Below are 21,543 nucleotides of genomic sequence, written 5' to 3' on the forward strand. Positions count from 1 at the left end.
CAGCAACATGCCCAATATTTTCATTATCAATGCCCACGAGTACTACCCGTTCTCTGAGGGCAGGCTGAACAACACACTCGCAGACAAGGCAGCGGAAACCCTTTCAGTCAATGGGCACAAGGTAAAGACCACGACGATGAAAGACGACTACGACGTCGCCACCGAACTGGAAAAGCACCAATGGGCAGACGTCATTCTCCTGCAGACGCCAGTCAACTGGATGGGAGTGCCCTGGTCCTTCAAGAAATACATGGACACAATCTATTCGGCCGGGATGGACGGCACCCTGTGCGACGGCGACGGCCGCAGGCGCAGCGACCCTATCAAACAATACGGTTCCGGCGGGACACTGGCCGGGAAGAAATACATGCTCTCGTTGACCTTCAATGCGCCTAAGGAAGCATTCGACGATCCCAGTCAGGACCTGTTCCAGGGGAGGTCAGTCGACGATCTGCTGTTCCCGATGCACATGAACTTCCGCTTCTTCGGCATGGAACCGATCGAAACCTTCGCCTGCCACGATGTCATAAAGAATCCCGACATCGACAACGACCTGGTGCGCTTCGAAGCCCACCTCAACGAACATTTTTCAGAGGTCAGTGGCGATGAGCAAGAACTACAAAGTGCAGTGTGACTGCGGCGCGATTGAGCTTGAGATGACGGGCACCCCTAGGGTGCATGCCTATTGCCACTGCGAAGATTGTCGCGCGTTACTCGATGTGCCCTATCACTCGATCGTCGCATGGGATGCTGACCAGGCCAGTATCGCGTCAGGTGCAGAACATGCCATCGAGTACAAGTTTCCAACGCTGGAGATGACACGGGTGTTCTGCAAGCACTGCGGTGAGACGGTCTATAACACCAATGCGATGGGCTGGCGACTGGTATCGCAGTTGCTCATCCGCAAGTGCACGAACAATGAGCTGCCGGAAGAATTCCAGTCGAACGCGCACTTCTATTACGACCGCCGCATTGTCGATATCGACGATCAAATTCCTAAAAGCTGACATGTTGCGCATTCGCGAAGCGACCCATGGAAACCCACTAAAAAATCCCACAAATAAACCATTGAAGTTTTACTCAGCGTGGTACTGCCCGTTTGCTCAAAGAGCCTGGATGGCCTTGCTGTATAAGCAACTTGATTTCGAGTATATCGAGGTGGATCCCTATCAAAAATCCCAATGGTGGCTTGAAATTTCTCGAAATAGCGCGATTTCACCCTTCCAACGACGGGAAGCCTCTGGTCATGATTCAGCTACTGGTATGAGTCCATGCTGGAGACAAGCAGCTTCAGGGCTACGTCCACGGATCACGATAATTACCGCCAACGCTTGATCGAGTTCTACCTCCCTTATAGTCTAGGTCAGGGGCATAAGGATGTAACAGAAACCTGATAGAGAGGATATCGAAGACAAGCAATGAAGGAGACCGAAGTGACAACTACCGAAAGCGTTAAGGATTTTGAGATTCCATCGAAAACCTTACGTCGAATCCTGCTTTTGCTTGCGCACCCTTCACTCAACCGCTCCGAGGCAAATCGCCCGATGGCGGAGGCCGTTGTCGATATTGACGGTATAACCCTGATTGATTTGTATGCCGAATATCCAGACTTTCAGATCGACATCGATCGGGAACAACAGCGGCTCCTTGAACACGATGTCATCATCTTTCAGCACCCGCTGTATTGGTACTCGACCCCGGCCATACTGAAGGAATGGCAGGATCTTGTGCTGGAACACGACTTCGCCTACGGCTCGAATGGAACAGCACTCCATGGCAAGATCTTTTTCAATGCGCTCACCGCCGGCGGAATCGAGGCGGCATACCGCTCGGAGGGGTACAACCACTTCACCATCCGTGAACTACTCCATCCGCTGGAACAGACGGCCCTACTCTGCGGCATGACTTACTTACCGCCTTTTGCCCTATTCGGTTCACGCATGGTAGTTGAGGAAGGAAGGATCGGGAAACATATCGCCGACTGGATACGTGTACTCGAAGCCCTGCGTGACGATCGGCTCAATATCGTGATTGCGCAGAGCCTGCCCAGGCTCAACAGCGACCTCAACGCGATCCTCGAGGAGGACTGAGCAATGGGCGGATTACTGTTTCAGGCCTTTATCTATCTCTGTGCTGCGGTCGTTGCGGTGCCCATTGCCAAGCGGCTCGGACTGGGATCGGTTTTAGGTTATCTGCTCGCGGGCATCGTCATCGGACCCGTCATCGGCTTGGTCGGCTCGGAAACCCAGGCGATACAACATTTCGCCGAGTTCGGTGTCGTGATGATGCTGTTCCTGGTCGGCCTGGAGCTGCAACCACGCATGCTGTGGGAGATGCGTAACCGGCTGATCGGACTTGGAGGGCTGCAGGTGGGCATCACTGCAGCACTGATTACAGGTGCCGCGCTCCTGATGGGACTCTATTGGAGCGTGGCCTTGACCATCGGTCTGATTTTCTCACTTTCATCCACTGCCATCGTCCTTCAGACACTCAACGAGAAGGGTTTGACCAAAACCGAGGGCGGCCGGGCAAGCTTTTCCGTCCTGTTGTTTCAGGACATCGCCGTCATTCCCATGCTGGCGCTGATCCCCCTCCTCGTGTTACCCGAAATAGCGGGGAGCGGATCGGAGCATCTGCCCGCGGCGACCGGCGCACACGACGATGGCGGGCACCACGAGGATATGAGTCTCGTCGCAGCCCTGCCCGGCTGGGCGCATGCGCTGGTCGTTCTCGGAGCCGTCGCGACCGTGCTGCTCGGTGGTCACTTTCTATCACGGCCAATGTTCCGTTTCATCGCCGAATCCCGCCTGCGGGAGATCTTCACTGCCAGCGCATTACTGCTGGTGATCGGTATTGCACTGCTTATGACACTGGTGGACCTCTCCCCGGCGCTTGGAACCTTCCTCGCCGGCGTGGTGCTGGCCAATAGCGAGTTCCGTCATGAACTCGAATCTGACATCGAACCCTTCAAGGGTCTACTGCTCGGACTATTCTTCATCACCGTGGGGGCCGGTATCGATTTCGGCATCCTCTTCGCAGACTTCGCCACGGTTCTCGACCTGACACTCGGCGTGATGACCCTGAAAGGAATCGTCCTCTATGGCTTTGCCCGCCTATTCCGCCTCGAAACAGTTGACGGCTGGCTGTTTACCCTCGGCTTGGCCCAGGCAGGGGAATTCGGTTTCGTGCTGTTGAGTTTCAGTCTGCAGAATCGGGTAATACCGCCGGAACTGGCCGCCACGCTGTCGCTGGTGGTCGCACTCTCAATGCTGCTGACGCCGGTATTGTTCATTCTTTATGACAAATTGATCCAGTCCCGTCAGATTGAAACTGGAGGTCGAAAGCACGACGAGATTGAGGAAACCGGAACAGTCATTATCGCCGGCAATGGTCGTTTCGGTCAGATCGTCAACCGGCTGCTCGTTGCCAGTGGGGTTCCGACGGTCGTATTGGACCATGAGGCGACCACCATCGACATGCTCAGCAAGTTCGGCGTTAAAAGCTACTATGGCGATGCTTCGCGGCCGGAACTGCTGCATGCGGCCGGCATTGAATCCGCCAGCGTTATTGTTATCGCCATTGACGACCGTGAGCGTACGGTCGAGATGGTCGAGCATGTCCACCGTCACTATCCGCAAATTAAAATCCTGGCTCGGGCGTTTGATGTCAGCCATCTCTATCTACTGAATAAGGCCGGCGTCGATATCGCTGTAAGAGAGATGTTTGACGGTTCGCTGGAACTTGGCAAAGCGGCACTGAACGCTGTCGGGCTGCATCCGTTCAAGGTCGAAAAGATGTCACAGGCGTTTCGAAAACATGACGAGGCAGGATTGGATAGTCTGTATGAGCTCTGGGACGAGAATACCGAGATGGCAAGTAACAAGGCTTTTCTGGCACGCGCCAGGGAACACGGTGAGACACTCAAGGAGATGATGGAGGCTGACCGCCTGCAGCTACATGATCGGTCCGAGCGCGGCTGGACGCCTCCGCCCAAGGGCTACACCAAACACATGGATGAGTGAATGTGGCTATTGAGACGAACCATCCTCTAATCGAAGAGATACTTTCGGACTGGAAGACCAGAATCGGCGAGGAATACACCGGCTACCGGGGTCACGTCTACCGAATGTTCAACTTCTGTCTAGCCCTAAGGCAATGCTCCGAGGAGGAGAAGACTAAACTTGCCATAGCCGCCTGCTTCCACGATATCGGCCTTTGGTCAGATCAGACCGTGGACTACATACCGCCGTCGATCGTGCAAGCTAAGCGCTATCTCACCGAAACAGGCCAGGATGCCTGGTCAGAAGAGATCGGTTTGATGATCGAATGGCATCACAAGATACGCCGGCACAGGGACGACCGGTTTCCGCTTGTTGAAGTGTTCCGAAAGGGTGACCTTGTCGATTTTTCTCTGGGATTATTTAAGTGCGGGCTGCCGAAAAGCTTCGTAGACGAAGTGAAAGCCAGGATTCCCAACGCCGGGTTTCATCGTTTCTTGATGAAAGGCGCAAAGGAGTGGTTCGGCAAGCACCCGCTGAGTCCACCACCGTTCATGAAGTGGTAAACGGTGGAAGAAGGTGCCATAAATGGACGATGGGAAAACTACGAGCCAAATAACCGCATGAGCACTTACTGCTCAGTGTTACCCAAAAAACACCATTCCAATAAACGACGGACCGATTTGTGGGCCATATGCTTCTATATTTTCAGGCTTTTCCCAGCCTAATTGCCTGCAAATAACTGAATTATTTTAGCGGCCCTACCCCGGCATCGACTGTGTTGAGGGATTTTCATGTTTGTATCTTATTGTTTTTATTATGAGTTGGCGGAGAGGGAGGGATTCGATCCTTCCCTCTTTCTTTATTTTTCATAAGGTCACATCACTTGGCAAACCATATGCTGACCATCTACAGAGCGAATGTGTGCCAATTCATTAAGCCCACGACAACAATAAAAGCCTTCTAGCATTCCAATTCGTTGTTGGGAAAACATAAGCAGTCAAGGACTAAGTCGCTGAAGGTGACACTCCGAATTGGCGCTTGTATTCCCGGCTGAACTGGGCCGGGCTGTTATAACCTACCAGGTAGCCTGCCTCGCTGACATTCTTCCCTTCCATGATGTAGGCCTTGGCTTTGTTGAGCCTGATCAGCTTCGTATACTGCAAAGGTGATACGTGCATCACCTCCTTGAATTTCTTGTGGAAGCCTGAGCTGCTCATACCGACCAGACCGGCAAGATCATCCACTGACACGTTTTTATCGAGGTTTTCATTGAGGTGCTCGACGGCCTTGGAGATCTGCTGAATCTGTCCCTGCTGCCGCAGCAATACCTTCAGCGCTCCGCCCTGCTCATCACTAAGAATGCGGTAGTAGATTTCATCAAGAATGGATTCACCAAGCACCGTGGTTTCGACGGGATCGTCGAGCGTTCTGAGCAAACGGATGGTCGCGTCGAGAAGATTATCTTTAACGGGTGATGTAAAGATTCCTGAGGTACTTGAAATCTGTGGTTTGGCTGACGACTGACCTGCACCGTCCATTTTCAGTAACAGTTTAGCCAGCCTGTGACGATCCAGTCGAACGCCAACCGCAAGCATCGGTTCGCTCTCACTAACACCGATCATCTCGCACTCGACTGCCATCGGCATGAACAGAGCCAGAAAGTTACCGGTACTGTATTCATAACGGGTACCATCGAGGTACACATACTTCCTGCCCTGTGCCGCGATGATGAGCGCAGGCTCATACACCACGGCTTCTCTTCCGTGCATCTCCAATTCTCTGAACAAGAGCAGCTGATGCAGCGCGGTCTGGTACAGACCATTGTCCGGCGCATGTTTGCTAATCAGCTGCGCAAGCTCAGCCAGTCTGGTGTCTTGATTGACCATGCCTTCTCTCCGCGCCGCCTGACTTAACCATATCAGAAACCACCACACAGACAATACATTACTGTAATAAATAGAGAATTATGCAAGCTTTGTAGCTGTTTATGTATTCGATTCCATAGCATTTCCCTCTAAATTAATACTCAAAGAAATTGAGCAGCCGGGGAGAGAAACCCTACCTCCAACAATCGACGACAAGTTGGTGTGGAAATCTCCCGGCAAGGATTCACCCAAGAGGATCAGAAAATGAAAGATTTCAAGGACAAAGTGGTTGTTATCACAGGTGGCGCGACTGGAATCGGCTTTGCTTTTGCCAAAGCATTCGGCGCCGGTGGTGCCAAAATCGTGATCGGCGCACTGCACGAGAACCGCTTGCAGGAAGCGATAGACAAGCTTGCTGAACTCGGTATCGAAGCTAAATACACCATTTGTGACGTAACCCAGCCCGAGCAGGTCGAAGCGCTGGCGGATTTTTCATGGAACGCCTTTGGTCATGTTGACGTTATCGTCAACAACGCTGGCACCATGCTTCCACCGATGCCGGTGATCGACACACCTTTGGAGAGCGTGCAGAGCATTTTTAACGTCAACTTCTACGGCGTCTGGCACGGCTCGTCAATCTTCGGGAAGCGTTTAACCGAACAGGGAACACCCGCCGCCATCTACAACATCGGATCGGAAAACTCCCTGTTTCATGGCGTACCGATGGGAGCCGCCTATGTCGCCACCAAGCATGCGGTCCTTGCGCTGACCGAATCATTGCGCGAGGAGGTACCCGACTTTATAGAAGTTGGCCTCGTCTGCCCAGGTTTCGTGAGATCCGAGCTAGGTCCACCAGAGGCGATGACCATGGCCATGGATACCGACCGCTTCGTGTCGATCGCCATGGAGCAGATCAAGGCGGGCGAATTCTATATTGTCTCGCACGCTTACAACATAGAGCGCATCAACGCGCGCCATGACGAGATCGTAAAGGCCTATGCCACCTACGCCCCACGCTACGAGGGTGACGACGAATTCGATGTCCGTAGCCTGATGGGCCGCATGCAGGAAGCCGTTGATAACGCTTAGCAAACAGAAACACTGGAGTTACGGCAATGAAAGCAAAAGTAGCCATTGATCAACTGAACCCGCAGAAATGGGCCGAAATCCCGCCTACCGAGCGCCTGGCACTTTTAGAGGCCGTACGCGAGAACCTGCAACAATACGGTGACGAACTCGCTTCGTCCGACACAAAGATGAAGAACGGACTGATGGGTGAAGAACTGTACTCCAACTCTCTCTCCAAAGTTGCCACTGTCGTGCCGATGGCTAATACAGTGACCGCCGCCATCGAGGTTTACAAAGGGCTGGTTCATGGCGAGATGCCCAAGCCGCTATCCATTATCCCGTTGGGTAATGATCTTTACGATATCAAGGTCTTCCCTTCCCACGCTAAAGACCGGCTGATGAATAGTGACCGCACTGATGTACTGCGCGTCAAGGGCGAGCCGAAGCAGGTTAACCCGATGGACAAGTCTGCTGGCATCATCGCAGTCCTGGGTGCAGGCAACTACTCCTCCGCCCTGGAGATGCTCAAGGCGATTTTCTTTGAGAACTGCGCGGTGGCACACAAGCCGCACCACTTGAACGCGGAAACGGACAAGATCTGGGCAAAGATCATGCAGCCGCTTGTCGACCAGAAAGTGCTCGCTTTCGCTGATCACGATCAGGGCCCTGAACTGACCACTGATCCGCGCCTAAATAAAATCTACTTCACCGGCGGCACAGGGACTGCCAAGGCTATCATGTCAGCCACGACCACACCGCTGGTCTCGGAATGTGGCGGCAACAATCCCTGCATCATTGTGCCCGGTGACCGTCCATGGACGGACAAGGAAATCACCCACCAAGCACAACAGATCGCTACCATCAATAAATTAAACGGTGGTGCCGTCTGTGGTCGCGTTCAAACGCTGGTGACCTCTAAACATTGGCCACAACGCGAGGCCTTCCTTAACGCTATCCGCAAGGCGATTATTGAGGATACGCCTGCTGACGGTACCTATTACCCCGGTTCAGACAAGGTCATGGAAGGTTTCCTTGAAGCTTATCCTCGGGCCGAAATTCTCAAGCCGGAAGGCGGCAAATACAGAAGCGCTGACTTCCTGCTGATTACCGGAGCGGAAGAAGAAAGTTACGCCACCGCCAACGAAGCCTTCTGCCAGATCATCGACGAGGTACCGCTGGATGTACCTGCCAACGCAGCCGACTTCCTGCCTAGAGCTGTTGAGTTCTGCAATACACGTCTGCTTGGGACCCTGAGTAGCTGCATCTTGATCGATGAAGACACAAATAAGGCGCATCAGACCGAGTTGGATCAGGCAGTGACCGACCTGGAATATGGCGCGGTCGCCGTCAACACCATGCCGCCTTTCGTCTTCCTGTCGCCATGGCTCACCTGGGGTGGTAACGAGGAAGGCAAAGACTTCGTCTCCGGTCATGGCAACTTTGGCAATGCGATGAATTTCGAAAATGTCGAAAAGTCCATCATGACCGCAGGTTTCATGTCACCAGGCCACATGATCAGAACCAGCAAAGGCGCCTTCGACACACTGGCCACAGAAATGTCCAACTACGCGGTTGAACCGAGTTGGAAGAACCTCGCGTGCCTCATGGGTGGCGCCATCGCTGGTAGTTTTCGAAAAAAAGATTTTTAGGCAGGGGAAACTGATATGAACAAAGCGATTCTGATCACCGGCGCCTCCAGTGGCATCGGCAAAGCAACCGCAAAGTATTTTCAGGAGAAAGGCTGGAATGTCATCGCCACTATGCGCACACCTGAAAAGGAAACCGAGTTGAACCGACTCGACAATGTACTGGTTACCCGGCTCGACGTTACCGATTCTGATTCGATTAAATCAGCAGTAACCAAGGGCATCGAAAGATTCGGTCAAATCGACGTATTGCTAAACAATGCCGGTTATGGCGCTTACGGTCCGCTGGAAGCTTTCCCAATGGAAAATATACGCAGGCAGTTTGATACCAATGTCATCGGTCTGTTGGAAACGACTAAGGCAGTATTACCGTATATGCGCAAACAGAAATCGGGCACCATCGTCAATGTCTCATCCATTGGCGGCAAGATGACCTTCCCTCTCGGCACCCTCTATCACGGCACCAAGTTCGCGGTGGAAGGCTTGTCCGAAGCCCTTCACTTCGAGTTGGAACCGCTGGACATCAAGGTCAAGATCGTCGAGCCGGGAGCTATCGCCACAGACTTCGGAGGACGTTCTTTCGACTTCATCAATGATGAATCCCTGGCGGAATACCAGGATACGGTCAATACGCTGATGTCCGCATTCGAAGCGACGCTTAGCCAGGCTTCACCGGCCAGTATTGTAGCCGAGGTGATCTGGAACGCTGTTACCGACGACACGGATACCCTACGCTACACAGCCGGTGACGATGCCAAGGAACTGATGGCAAATCGCGAGGCGCTGGATGACGAGACCTTTATTGGAGGTCTGAAAAAGCAATTCGGTCTGGCCCGACATCATTAACGAACGGAAAGGCTCGGCTGATACCGAGCCGAACAACCGAGGCAACTCCAATCGTTTTGCCTCAACTGAACTAAAACAGTCTAAGTCACCAAAGATATGGCGAAAACAAAAATATTATTGCTCTCAGTGACAGCATTTCTAAGTGCTGCCATGTTGTCCTTCGCTCTTGCGGCCAACGACTGGCGGTCAAAGGGAGAAGAAACCACCAATCAGGACATTGTGGTGCTGCTACACGGCCTGGGGCGCAGCAATACCGCCATGTGGTTGCTAGCTGCAAGGATCGGCAATGCCGGTTATCAAGTTGAACAGGTTGGATACAGCTCCCTGAACAAGGCACCTGAAGAGATTATCGGGAACATCAGCCAACAGATTGATGCTTGCTGTGCAGAACAGGATCGTACCGTGCATTTCGTCGGCCACTCCCTTGGCGGATTGCTGATCCGCGCCTATCTACAGGAAAACAAACTTGAATATTTGGGGCGCGTTGTATTGGTTGGCACACCAAACCAGGGTACAGAGATTGTCGATAACATGCGTGACAACTGCCTGATGCAACTGCTTGGCCCCACAGCTAATGCACTGGGAACGGATGATACCAGTCTCCCCAAACAACTTGAGCCACCCTACTACCCGGTAGGTGTTATTGCTGGCTATTACGACAGTGATTCCAATGACGACCTCTTGCCAGGCCGCGACGATGGACTGGTACCAGTAGAGTCAACGAAATTGGAGGGCATGACTGATTTCATCGAGATAGAGAGCGGGCATTCAATGATGCGCTATAGCAAAGATGTAGCCAAACAGGTAATAGCTTTCCTGAATAACGGAAAATTTCACCGTGAATGATCCCCTGATATGAAGAATCGAGCGTTAACCAACCCTTCTCTATAAAGCGCGCTTCTGACTGATCGTAAAACCAGACGCCCACCGTCACCATAAGCACTTTCCAATCCTTGCTGCTAGCGAGCTAACTGCCCCAATGGGGTATCCCTTAACAGGACCAAAATGTGGACCAGACGATCATGATTTGCAGAGATTTTGCCTGCTGAGCTACCAGCTAACTAACTGTTTTTTTCAGAAGTTGACTCTTCCTGACATCTACCGTATCGAGGGATAAATCAATTTTTATGTTATTGATTGTCAGGGTTTTGGCAGAGAGGGAGAGATTGACTCACCTGCTGCGCAGGCTCACCCCTTCAGGACGCCTTCGCTACGCGCCTTGTCGAACGAAGGGTTTGAATCAAAGCCTCCCTATCCGCCAAATAAAAGGGGGCCGAGGGACTCCTAAGTTTGGGTGCCGGCTGGTGGGAGGGATTGATTCGCCTGCGGCTCACCCCTTCGGGGCGCCTTCGCTACGCTGCGGCGTCCTGCGGCGCTTTGCGCCTGGTCGAACGAAGGGTTCTAATCAAAGCCTCCCTATCCGCCAAATAAAAGGGGGCCCTGTTGGGCCCCCTTTTATTTGGCGGAGAGAGAGGGATTCGAACCCTCGGATCCCATAAGGGATCACCTGATTTCGAGTCAGGCCCGTTCGGCCGCTCCGGCACCTCTCCTGATCGGGTTGTTGCTCACTGGCGGCTCGATAAGGCCAGGTGGAATTGGCCGATGCTGTGAGCCAGTTGGTTATAAATTCAGTTAATTGTCTAAAATCAATGTCTCAGCTGGCAAAATAGGTTATCAAGAGATACCCATGCTTCCCGTGAACCGCCTCATTCTATACTAAATGGGCTAGAGTTAAGTACCAGGCGTTCCATTCAGTGATTAAAATTCGCCAACTATGGAGTAAAAGATCATTCCGGAAGTCATAACAATAAGTAATAACCAGCTATTGAGATAGATGCCAATACAACGAACCCTACTGGTCTCTCTATGTCTGTTTGCCTTGGTTATGACCCTGGGCAGCTGCAGCATCCCACCCCCTCTGGTGGAGCGTATCAAGGCTTCCGGAGAGCTGATCGTCGCTACCCGCAACAGCGGCACCACTTTTTATGAGGGCCCTGAAGGGCTGACCGGTTTTGAATATGAGCTGGTGCAACTCTTTTCCCGGGAGTTGGGGGTCAAGGCCCACTTCATTGTTCCCAGTCACTTCGATGACCTGCTTCCCACGGTGATCGAAGGCAACGCCCATCTGGCCGCCGCCGGGCTGACCGTCACCCCGGAGCGGGAAGCTGAAATCCGTTTTGGCCCTTCCTACCAGGAGATCACCCAACAGGTGGTCTACCGCACAGGCAAGAAGCGTCCGCGAAAAGTCGAAGATCTGGCCGGCAAGGACCTGCATGTCCTGGCAGGCAGCAGTCACGAGGAGGAACTGCTGCGATTGAAGGAGTCATATCCGGATCTGCAATGGATCAGCCATACCGATCTGGAGAGCGCTGAATTGATGCAGATGGTGCAGGAGAACAAAATCGACTTCACCATTGCAGACTCCAACGAATTTGCCGTCACCCGGCGATTCATGCCCTATCTCAAGATCGGTTTCGATCTGACCGAGCCACAACCCTTGGCATGGGCGATGGCCCACGCGGACGATGCCAGCCTGTTTGAAGCGATGGAGGCATTTTTCAACCGCATCCGTGAAGACGGCACTCTGGCCCAGCTGATAGAGCGCCACTACGGACACATCGGCCGACTCAACTTTGTCGAACTGCGCACCTTCGTCAAGCACATAAAAGATCGACTGCCGAAATATCAGGTCTATTTCGAAGAGGCGGCAAAGCAAACCGGCATCGACTGGCACATGCTGGCCGCCATCGGTTATCAGGAGTCGCACTGGAATCCGAAGGCGAAATCACCCACGGGTGTCAGAGGGATCATGATGCTTACTCTGGCCACCGCCAAGCAGATGAAGATCGAGAGCCGGCTCGATCCCGAACAGAGCATCATCGGCGGAGCGAAATATCTGCGCTTTATCGAAAAGCTGCTGCCGGAAAGGATTACCGAGCCCGATCGCTTATGGTTGACCCTGGCGGGTTACAACGTGGGTTTCGGCCACCTGGAGGATGCGCGGATCCTGACTGAACACTTGGGTGACGACCCCGACAAATGGGCCGATGTAAAGAAACACCTACCGAAACTGAGTCTCAAGAAGTGGTACTCCAGTCTCAAACGGGGTTATGCCCGCGGCAAGGAACCGGTCAACTACGTGGACAATATCCGCGCCTACTATGAGTTGCTGAAATGGCAACTGCGGCAGATGGAACTGGCGAAGCAGGCGGATCAGAACCCACCGCACGCCCTCTCCATCAACCCCGAGGCACTATAACCAATCGGTCAGTTGCAAGCCGAATCCAAGGCGGTGACTCTTGGCGTTATAGTCGATCAGGCTTTCACCATAGCCGTTGAAGTATTGCAGATAGCCGCGCCATCGCCCATGAATGGGGAAGCTCCAATCAAGCTGCATAGTGTCACGGTTGTCACCGTCAAACAGGTTTCGCAGCATCAGGCTGAAGGTCTGCTTCTCTCGCTTGTAGATACCCCGCAACTCATACCTGCCGAGAAAATCGTCGATATCCGGATTGTCGTCATTATCCTCGAGTATGCGATACCATGGCTTGACGCCCACCAGGAAATTACCCCTCTCGAAGAGAAAGTTGGCATAGGCGCGATTCCAGCTGCGGGACAGAAAACCGCCCTGGCCATTGGACTGATGGACCACACCATACTGTTGCAGCACATTTCTCCAACCGAACAACGACCAATCATTGGGAACCACCAAAAACAACTCTGGCTCATGCATGGTTTCGCGAAAGGGTGATGAGATATCCCGGTTGTAGGCCTGCCAGAAGGAAAGATTGGTATAGGCGGCGTAAAGATCCGCACGGCTATCGAACAGAGACTCCACCACCGGCATTTTGAAACTGAGTTGAAACTTCATCTCCACGCGATCGAATTCAGAGGGAGGGGTGTTGTAAACTTCATAATTCGGCTTGTCGTTATAAGATGCCAACATCACATAGTTCTGTTTGTGCGGCGAGAGCACGAAGGGGTTGGAACGGGTCTTTCTCTCTGCACTGATGCGTTTCTCAACCAGCGAAATACTCTGTTCTGTGACGGGAGGCAGGGCTCCATCTTCGCTGGCTGTATGCCGCTCAAGCGGGTCCCGACTTTTGAGACAGAGACGCTTCAACTCGCTGATGAGCATGTCGTCGTCCGCATGCTGCAGCCGCTCCCAGATACAGCGTTCATAGTCCGCCAATGGATCGGCTGTTACGCGACACGGCCCCAATATCGCAAGCAGAACCATCCATAGGCTGTGTCTTATAAGCTTGGGGTTCATGCTTGTTACTCCCCTTGTTGTTTTGATCTTTTTTGTCGAAAGAAATCTTTAAGCAGATCCGTAGCACGCTGCTGCAGCACACCTCCCTTTACTGCCACACTATGGTTGAATCGATGATCCGTGGGCAACAGATCAAAGACACTACCGGCGGCCCCACCCTTGGGATCGTCTGCGGCAAACACAACCCGGGCGACACGGGCATGCACAATGGCACCGGCACACATGGGGCAGGGCTCAAGCGTGACATACAAGGTGGTTCCCGGCAGTCGATAGTTACCTATCCTGGAGGCGGCATCCCGCAACGCCACGATTTCCGCGTGGGCGGTAGGGTCCTGCAATGCAATGGGCTGGTTCCAGCCTTCTCCGATAATCTCGCCTTCCAATACGACGACAGCACCTACCGGCACTTCGCCCTGGGATTCAGCCCGTTGCGCCAGCAGCAATGCCTGCCGCATGAATTGCTGATCCTGCAGGTCCGGATCATCAACAACCATCAGTCCAACCTCTTGCCGAGCTGCCTGATCTATCCCCACTCGACTGCTAATAAGCCTGGTAAATAGAGTAAATACAGTTGGCCATTTGTAACGGGCAGAGTGAAAACCATGAAAAATACCATTATCTAAAATTTCTTGAACGAAAAATTCTATCCATCTCTTCGTATCAAGACGCAAGGGTATCACAGACCGTCGAATACCACGAAAGATATCTAAAAAAAACAGCACCTTAACATTTTACAATTCAACCAGGCTTCAACCGCTCCCAACCACTGCGACGCCCACCACTTCGACACCTAAAACATCCAGACACAGGATCACCATCTCCCATAAGCGCTTAAATCCATCATTCAACACGGCTTCCTACCACCACCGGACCCACGAGAAAAAAACCCCTGGCGCCATCACTCCCTGAGAGCTCCATGATCTATCGAGCAGCACGAGTCACTCAATCAGTATGACCCGGTCTATGTCAAAGATCGTCTCCACCAGCGCGTCATAATCCACGTGAGCCAACCGCTAGATTAGTCATTACCCTGTATAAGATCAGATCTCTGATTGCTACAAGCTTGGAATCGCCCCTACCACTACTGTTCGATAGTTAATTATGTGGAGCGATAGAACCCCTGACAGTGGCAGCAAAACCAAGGGCCCGGCCGATAGCCCCCGTCCAGCCTGGTAGAGAGTGGATTCTTCAAAATCACCTTTAATAATCAAGGTGATTAGATCCATATGCCATTGGGCTTTTTTCGCAACCTTACCGTCATCGCAGTGATAATATATTGATGACAAGATAGCCGGTTATAAAGGCGCACTGAACCTGGTGCCATGAGAATTGTCCGTATCAGGGGACAAACCAAAGAATTACCACCATGCATATATTCTTTATATCAGCATACCCAATGCCCATGCCCATGTTCATGCGCGCTAGAGTCGTCTGACATCCGAATCATGCAAACACGACAATAAAACCAGCCACTATGAACTTGCTGCCAATCAACCAGACCTTGCATGACCTTAGCCCTCTGTTATTGAGGAAAGGATTGAAGGGAGCACCGGACTGGCGGCAGTCGCACCCTTCGGGAAGCCGGAATTATACGAGGAACAACCTATGAGAAACCTAACTTTTGTTTCTTTTCTTTTTACCATACTCCTCATGACTCCGCCGCTTACAGCCGGCACCTACCCAATGGCACCGGCACTCGATGTGGATGAGTGGATCAATGGTGACGGAGTCACTCTGGACGATCTAAAAGGTAAAGTCGTGGTCATCGATTTTTTCCAGATGTGGTGTCCAGGGTGCAATGATTTCTCGATCCCGTTAGTGGCGTACTGGGAACAGCGCTTTGCCGAGGAAATTGCCGCCGGCCAACTCGTCATGTTGAGTATACACACGGTTTTTGAGGGTCACGATTACCAACGCACAGAACGCTTGATCCCCTACTTAAAAAAGAAGGGTATCAATCATCTGGTTGGAGTTGATCGGCACCAAGGTAACGATCCGACACCGCAAACGATGAAGCTGTTCCGCACCCGCGGGACACCGGAGATGGCTATCCTGGATAAGCAGGGGCGTATTCGTTTCCAACGTTTCGGCGGCTTCGATGCCGAGACGGCAACGACGCTGATACATGACCTCCTCCAGGAATCGGTTGACTAATAAAGTAGTGGATGCTGATCATTTCGTAGCACAGCTCATTTGAGCACCAACCTCTTGCACCTCGACCCCGAACGGTAAATCTTTTCCTGATAACACACATTATTCAGCCAATTAATCGGTGACTTGGTGATAGTAAGATGTATAAGTAAATCGCGAATGATTTTTTACGTCCGCAAATGAATGCAAACATTTTATTTGCTGTGCAACAGGGTGCAACAAAGACCTGAACCTACCGCCTCCATACAGGACAGTCAAAAACACTAAATTTGCGTTCATTTGCGGATATGTTGGATTTGCGTCGATTCGCGGCTTGCTTTTACAACACTCATGGTGAGGGAAATGATGTGTATACTAATGAAAACCTCCTCACTTTTTTAGTCATTGCAATATCACTGTCTTAAACTATTGTTTAAGAAATCCTACTTGCCTGTTAAACGATTCGGGATCCTCGTTTATCCTATTGTCCCGGGTACATGTTAAATAAGTATTTCGTCTATTTTTTATCTGACTATGTGTAAATATCAATACGAGTATTTAATATGAACTTGGAAAGGGTAACTTTTGGTTTTTTTATCATTCTTTCATTGACCTTTAATTTTGTTTTTGTGATTGGCCACATCGATAATCCCTCACATCACAATGTATGGATACTCACAATAGCGATTTTGGTGAGCCTTATTGCAACCGGCTTAAAGCTTGGGGACCGCTCCCAGGTCGGTGCGTTACTGTTGGCAGCCGGTCTGGTAGCGGATCTTCTCCTGATTACAGCCCGAATATTTTGGGTGGTTTTTGAGAGCGACACAGAGATGGGTCCAGGCCCGGAATCCATGGTTATGATCGTTTCACTGGCAAGTGGCGCTCTGTTGGCGAATATCGTTTCCGTTGTCATCCTTATCGGAGACACACTGATGTCCCGCCGTTGAGGTTCAATTAATGGCGGCAACCTCAGAACTGGATCGGGTTTCCATGCTAGTCCTGCGCTATATGCGCAGACCGATATTTGTGCTTATCCTTGTTTATGCGGTCGGAATAACGGGCATGGCTCTCATTCCGGGAAAATCCGCGGACGGCAATACCGAGTACATGAGTTTGTTTCATGCGTTCTATTTTTTCACTTATACCGCCACGACCACCGGATTCGGGGAGATCCCGAATGAGTTTACCGATGAACAACGTCTATGGGCCATATTCTGTCTGTAATATAGGTGTCATAGCATGGCTCTACGCAATCGGTTCTATTATCGGATTAATAAGAAATACACACTTTGTTCAGGCTTTGAGTGAATATCGATTTTCGAGAATTGTGAAACAAATATCCGATCCCTTTTTTATCATATGCGGTTTCGGTGATACTGGCAGTCTCTTGGCGCGCGGTTTAAGTGATCACCATCTCATCGGTGTTGTAATTGACCGGGATCCAGAACGCATAAAGGCTCTTTCCTTGCGGGATTACAACATCAAAATGCCCGGTTTGTGCGGTGATTCCAGCGCACCTAAACATTTGGTGGATGCAGGTATCAAACACCAGCAATGCAAGGCTGTGATCGCATTAACCGGCGACGAGGAGGTCAACCTCAAAATCACTGTAATGGCCCGGTTTATGAACCCCGATGTTCATATTATTTGTCGCTCAACTTCGCCCAAACATGAAGAGCATCTTTCGCCACTACATAACGTCACCATAATAAATCCATTTGAAATATTCGCTCAGCTGCTGAGCATGGCAATCACAGCCCCGAGACTACATAATCTTAACAGCTGGCTGGTAAGGGCGAAGGGCGTTCAACTCGGCAAACCTCTCAAGGCTCCTAATGACAAGTGGATATTATGCGGCTATGGACGCATGGGAAAGTGGCTGCATCAGTACATGAAGTTAAATGATATTAATCCCCTTATCATCGATCCAAATATGGACAAGGCGCCGGATGATGGATCGTTCATTAATGGATATGCTGATCACGGTACGCTGAAAAAAGCAGGCCTTGCCAATACAAACGGAATTGTCGCGGGTACTGACAGTGACTCAGATAACCTGAACATTCTGATGAGTGCGCAGGTAATGAATCCGACAGTGTTCACCATTGTGCGCCAAAATCATCATGAGAATCAGCTTGCATTCGACGCGGCCCACGCGGATTTGATATTGCAATCCAGCCTGACTACCGCCCGCCGAATATTGAAATATTTAATCTCTCCGCATATTCAACAATTGATTGAATATTTATACGAACAGGGAGAGCATCTCACAAACGAGATCAGTGGTAAGTTAAAAACTATCATTGGCAATAGAAAACCACACCTCTGGTGTATCACGCTGGATAGGGCGCAAGCACTGGCTATGGTGGATTTCAGTGAACAGGGTCAAAAAATAATATTGGGGAACCTGTTGCACCACCCCTCTGACAGGAACGAAATCCTTACCTGTATACCGTTGATGATTTTCAGGGATGGGCAATCCAGTATGCTGCCAAGTCTCGATGAGTCGGTATGTCCGGGAGACAGGATCCTGTTTTGCGGTACAGAGCAGAGTGAGCGTTTACTCAGGTCAACATTAAACAACGCTTACGCACTTCACTACCTGGTGACGGGTGAGGAACAAGCCAGGGGGTACTTCTTTCGCTGGCTGGAAAATAAACAAAAGGACAGACAAACTCAACCACATGATTAATAGTTGATTAGTGCCGTTCGGATCCACAGCCAAGACGATAAAATCCGAATGTTAAATAAAATAAACAAATATCTCTGAAGGCTTATTCCTACGAAGACTAAAGAACAGGTCGGCTAGATCGCAAGCAGAAAGCGAAGTAGAAAGCGATGATAATATGGCACCGCCGCAGGCAATGCATATCTCGATGTCGATCCTGAATACCCGTTTCAGGCTTTGTGCCCAACTCATCGAGGCTCGGCGTTCGGCAGTGGTTCACTCTTGCTTTTCATCCATGGCTTTTGCTTGTTGCCCTCACCCTGCTTTGTGGACCAGAGAGCGGATACCCATTCGTCCGATGCAGCAACCTAAGACAATACCCAGTAACCATTGCCACTACACCCATCTATTGGCACGGTAGCCCAAGGATCTTCGTCACCCTACCAACTCGGTCGACTAATGAGCAACGCCTCAGCACTTGCGACATCAAGCGGTTTGGAAAAGTAAAATCCCTGGGCCATCGGACACTGCAAGGCACGCAGCAATGTCAACTGATCGATACTCTCCACACCCTCCGCTGTCACATTGATCTTCAACGTGCGCGCGAGTGCGATGATGGTACGGACGATCTCAAAGCCATTACTATCGGTATCCATCTGGCTGACAAAAGAGCGATCGATCTTGAGCGTATCCACCGGGATACTGTGTAGATAACTTAACGAGGAGTAGCCCGTACCAAAGTCGTCCATCGCCAGACCGATTCCATGTTCGTACAACGCCTCGACGAACTGTGACGCATCCTCGGTGTTTTCCATGATCAAGTTCTCGGTGATCTCGAGCTTCAGACAAGCGGGCTTCAGCGCGTACTCGTGCAGCATTTTTTTAATCTGGTCGGCCAAGTCACTCTCAACGAACTGCTTGGCGGATATGTTCACGCTGATGGTCAGGTCAGGCAGAAGCAGGCGATGCTGCCATTCGCGCAGCTGGGCGCAGGCGAGTTTAAGTACATAGCGCCCCATCGCATTTATTAATCCGGTCTCTTCTACAAGTGGGATGAACTCGCAGGGCAAGACCAGCCCCTTTTCTGGGTGCTGCCAACGCACCAGCGCCTCGAAACCTTCAATGCGGCCACTCTCCAGCGACACAATCGGCTGATAGAAAACGGTCAGCTCCTCATGCGCCAATGCGCGCCTCAGGTCATTCTCCAGGTGCAACTGCTGCAGCGCATCCATATGCATCGTTCCTTTGAACAACTCCACGTAGCCGCGACCATGCGCCTTGGCACGAAACATCGCCGTATCCGCGTTGTGGATCAGGCTCTCCGCCGAGTCGGCATCATTACTCCCCAAGGCAATACCGATGCTAGCTGTGGTGAACACCTCGTCACCACTCAGCCGGTAGGTCTGTTCGACGCGTTGAGCGATGCGCTTGGCGATCTGCATAGCCTCATCTTCACGGTCGATGCCGTCGAGGACCACCCCAAACTCATCGCCACCAAAACGGCACACAGTATCGCCATCGCGTAAGCTATCGAGCAAGCGATCAGCGACCGATTTCAACAGCTCGTCACCTACCGTGTGACCAAGGCTGTCATTGACAACCTTAAAACGATCGAGATCAAGAAAAAGCACTGCGAACAGGTAGTTGTCACAGCGGCGTGCCCGTTCCAGACATCGACTCAGACGATCCATGAACAATGCGCGATTGGGTAGTCCGGTCAGAACGTCGTGTAACGCATCGTGATGCAGCTGCTGTTCGGCTCGTTTGCGCTCATGAATGTCGGTCAGTGAGCCTGCCATCCGATAGGCGACTCCATCAGAGTACCGTACCGCCAGACCGCGAATCATCATCCATCGAAAATCGCTGTCGTTGTTGTTGAGCATTCGACATTCGCACTCCAGATGCGGCGTACCGCCACTCAGGTGACTGTCTATGGCCGCACGCAATAACCCTACATCACCTTCGTGCACTAGGCCAAACGCCGCATCCAATGTATCGTCGAGATCTCCTTCGGCGAAGCCCAACATCGCTTTAAGCCGCGGTGAGTAGTAGACCGTATTAGTCTCCAAATTCCAGTCCCATAGCCCGTCGTTGACTGCTTTAGCCGCCAGTGCATAGCGTTCCTCGCTCAGCGCCAGGGCCTGCTCCGCCTTACGTCGCTGTTCGATGTGATGCCACTCACGCAATACCCGGTCGGCAGTACGAGGCATGCCACCCATGGTGGCGTCCGATTTGACGATATAGTCGATCGCTCCGGCTCGCATGGATTCGACCGCCAGATGCTCGTCGCCATGCCCGGTCATGATGACCACCGGGCAAACAGACGCGGTATTGGATTGTACCTGCAACAGCTCAACCCCCTCACCGTCAGGTAGGCGGTAGTCAGCAATCACCAGTGCGGGTACATGATGCTCAAGGGTGTCGCGCGCCTCCCGAAGCGTGCGTACCACGTCGATCACATAGCCCTCGGGATGCGATTCAAAGGCGCGACGGATCAGCAGTGCATGCGCCTCGTCGTCCTCGATCAGCAGGATAGTCTTGGCATCCGCACTGACCACCTGTGTGCTGGGAGTTGACATCCCTAGCTCTTCTTGGCTAACCAGGGGCTTTGATTCCAAGCGAGCCAGTAATAACCGATTTCATCCATTAGCTCGGAGAACTTTTCGTAATCCAGTGGCTTGGTGACATAACTGTTGGCGTTATGCTCGTATGCGTTTGCCACGTCGCGCTCAGCCCGGGAGGTCGTCAGGATGACTACCGGTATGCGTTTCAACTCCTCAGACTGTTTAATCTGCCGCAGCACCTCGAGACCGTCGTATTTCGGCAAGCGCAAATCCAGCAAGACCAGATTCACCTGCTGGTGTGATTGCTGATCAATGTATGCACCACGCCCAAACAGGTAGTCGAGTGCTGCCTCGCCGTCGGTGACATGATGCACGACATTGGCGACGCGATGATGCTCTAGGTTGCGCATCACCAATTCGGCATGCGCGTCGTTGTCCTCCACAAGGAGTACGTCCAATGGTTCACCTTTCCCCGGCATATC

20 protein-coding genes and 1 tRNA gene are annotated in these 21,543 nt (G+C 51.8%); 15 read left to right on the forward strand and 6 right to left on the reverse strand.

Annotation, left to right across the window (positions count from 1 at the left end):
- Positions 1-7: 7 nt before the first annotated feature.
- From CODIS_RS16525 to CODIS_RS16545, 6 genes are all read left to right on the forward strand, one after another.
- Positions 8-634: an NAD(P)H-dependent oxidoreductase gene (locus CODIS_RS16525; RefSeq protein WP_069127150.1), complete on the forward strand. Its 627-nt coding sequence runs from the start codon at positions 8-10 to the stop codon at positions 632-634.
- On the forward strand, positions 606-1,007 hold the full coding sequence (locus CODIS_RS16530; RefSeq protein WP_069127151.1) for a GFA family protein: 402 nt from the start codon (positions 606-608) through the stop codon (positions 1,005-1,007). Before CODIS_RS16525 ends, CODIS_RS16530 begins: the two co-directional genes overlap by 29 nt.
- 1 nt (position 1,008) lies before the next feature.
- Complete coding sequence (locus CODIS_RS21785; RefSeq protein WP_417903663.1) at positions 1,009-1,335, forward strand: glutathione S-transferase N-terminal domain-containing protein; 327 nt, start codon at positions 1,009-1,011, stop codon at positions 1,333-1,335.
- Positions 1,336-1,433: 98 nt separating this feature from the next.
- The gene (locus CODIS_RS16535; RefSeq protein WP_069127192.1) at positions 1,434-2,090 is read left to right on the forward strand and encodes an NAD(P)H-dependent oxidoreductase; all 657 of its coding nucleotides are present in this window, start codon (positions 1,434-1,436) and stop codon (positions 2,088-2,090) included.
- A gap of 3 nt (positions 2,091-2,093) precedes the next feature.
- Positions 2,094-4,022 (forward strand): monovalent cation:proton antiporter-2 (CPA2) family protein, encoded by a 1,929-nt coding sequence (locus tag CODIS_RS16540; protein WP_069127152.1) that lies wholly within the window; start codon positions 2,094-2,096, stop codon positions 4,020-4,022.
- Between the two features lie 2 nt (positions 4,023-4,024).
- A complete protein-coding gene (locus tag CODIS_RS16545; protein ID WP_083220844.1) occupies positions 4,025-4,564 on the forward strand; it encodes a hypothetical protein in 540 nt (179 codons plus the stop codon).
- Positions 4,565-5,005: 441 nt separating this feature from the next.
- Here the strand turns inward: CODIS_RS16545 and CODIS_RS16550 are convergent, their stop codons facing one another.
- On the reverse strand, positions 5,006-5,887 hold the full coding sequence (locus CODIS_RS16550; RefSeq protein ID WP_069127154.1) for an AraC family transcriptional regulator: 882 nt from the start codon (positions 5,885-5,887) through the stop codon (positions 5,006-5,008).
- 243 nt (positions 5,888-6,130) lie between these two features.
- On the opposite strand from CODIS_RS16550, the gene CODIS_RS16555 reads away from it, so the two are divergent.
- The 4 genes from CODIS_RS16555 to CODIS_RS16570 all read left to right on the forward strand — a co-directional run bounded on the left by CODIS_RS16555 (position 6,131) and on the right by CODIS_RS16570 (position 10,272).
- A complete protein-coding gene (locus CODIS_RS16555; protein ID WP_069127155.1) occupies positions 6,131-6,955 on the forward strand; it encodes an SDR family NAD(P)-dependent oxidoreductase in 825 nt (274 codons plus the stop codon).
- A gap of 26 nt (positions 6,956-6,981) precedes the next feature.
- Complete coding sequence (locus tag CODIS_RS16560) at positions 6,982-8,583, forward strand: aldehyde dehydrogenase family protein (protein ID WP_069127156.1); 1,602 nt, start codon at positions 6,982-6,984, stop codon at positions 8,581-8,583.
- A 15-nt stretch (positions 8,584-8,598) separates the two neighbouring features.
- A complete protein-coding gene (locus tag CODIS_RS16565) occupies positions 8,599-9,426 on the forward strand; it encodes an SDR family oxidoreductase (RefSeq protein WP_069127157.1) in 828 nt (275 codons plus the stop codon).
- A 150-nt stretch (positions 9,427-9,576) separates the two neighbouring features.
- Positions 9,577-10,272, forward strand: a complete 696-nt coding sequence (locus tag CODIS_RS16570; RefSeq protein WP_069127193.1) for an alpha/beta hydrolase family protein — start codon at positions 9,577-9,579, stop codon at positions 10,270-10,272.
- A 614-nt stretch (positions 10,273-10,886) separates the two neighbouring features.
- Here CODIS_RS16570 and CODIS_RS16575 read toward each other — a convergent pair.
- Positions 10,887-10,976: transfer RNA gene (locus CODIS_RS16575), tRNA-Ser, on the reverse strand.
- A 284-nt stretch (positions 10,977-11,260) separates the two neighbouring features.
- Here CODIS_RS16575 and mltF point away from each other — a divergent pair.
- Positions 11,261-12,685, forward strand: coding sequence for a membrane-bound lytic murein transglycosylase MltF (mltF, locus tag CODIS_RS16580; protein WP_083220845.1), 1,425 nt, complete (start codon positions 11,261-11,263; stop codon positions 12,683-12,685).
- Here the strand turns inward: mltF and CODIS_RS16585 are convergent.
- Positions 12,680-13,699 (reverse strand): phospholipase A, encoded by a 1,020-nt coding sequence (locus tag CODIS_RS16585; RefSeq protein WP_235615263.1) that lies wholly within the window; start codon positions 13,697-13,699, stop codon positions 12,680-12,682. The two genes, mltF and CODIS_RS16585, sit on opposite strands and share 6 nt — an antisense overlap.
- Before the next feature lie 5 nt (positions 13,700-13,704).
- Positions 13,705-14,193 (reverse strand): tRNA adenosine(34) deaminase TadA, encoded by a 489-nt coding sequence (tadA, locus tag CODIS_RS16590; protein ID WP_083220846.1) that lies wholly within the window; start codon positions 14,191-14,193, stop codon positions 13,705-13,707.
- Positions 14,194-15,304: 1,111 nt separating this feature from the next.
- Here tadA and CODIS_RS16595 point away from each other — a divergent pair.
- The 4 genes from CODIS_RS16595 (at position 15,305) to CODIS_RS16610 (ending at position 18,521) form a co-directional block, all read left to right on the forward strand.
- Positions 15,305-15,853 carry a TlpA disulfide reductase family protein gene (locus CODIS_RS16595; protein ID WP_069127159.1) on the forward strand — a complete coding sequence of 183 codons (549 nt, stop codon included), beginning with the start codon at positions 15,305-15,307 and terminating at the stop codon, positions 15,851-15,853.
- Between the two features lie 668 nt (positions 15,854-16,521).
- Complete coding sequence (locus tag CODIS_RS16600; RefSeq protein WP_417903664.1) at positions 16,522-16,776, forward strand: DUF6394 family protein; 255 nt, start codon at positions 16,522-16,524, stop codon at positions 16,774-16,776.
- A 10-nt stretch (positions 16,777-16,786) separates the two neighbouring features.
- Positions 16,787-17,053 (forward strand): ion channel, encoded by a 267-nt coding sequence (locus CODIS_RS16605; protein WP_069127161.1) that lies wholly within the window; start codon positions 16,787-16,789, stop codon positions 17,051-17,053.
- Positions 17,019-18,521: a potassium channel family protein gene (locus CODIS_RS16610; protein ID WP_162420265.1), complete on the forward strand. Its 1,503-nt coding sequence runs from the start codon at positions 17,019-17,021 to the stop codon at positions 18,519-18,521. The genes CODIS_RS16605 and CODIS_RS16610 overlap by 35 nt, the downstream gene beginning before the upstream one ends.
- A gap of 416 nt (positions 18,522-18,937) precedes the next feature.
- Here CODIS_RS16610 and CODIS_RS16615 read toward each other — a convergent pair whose 3' ends face one another.
- Together CODIS_RS16615 and CODIS_RS16620 are read right to left on the reverse strand one after the other, a co-directional pair.
- Entirely contained in the window at positions 18,938-21,076 is a 2,139-nt protein-coding gene (locus CODIS_RS16615; RefSeq protein WP_069127163.1) for a putative bifunctional diguanylate cyclase/phosphodiesterase, read from the reverse strand.
- Between the two features lie 2 nt (positions 21,077-21,078).
- Positions 21,079-21,540, reverse strand: a complete 462-nt coding sequence (locus CODIS_RS16620) for a response regulator (RefSeq protein ID WP_305782121.1) — start codon at positions 21,538-21,540, stop codon at positions 21,079-21,081.
- Positions 21,541-21,543: the final 3 nt, after the last annotated feature.

The organism is Candidatus Thiodiazotropha endolucinida, assembly GCF_001715975.1.
Lineage (GTDB): Bacteria > Pseudomonadota > Gammaproteobacteria > Chromatiales > Chromatiaceae > Thiodiazotropha > Thiodiazotropha endolucinida.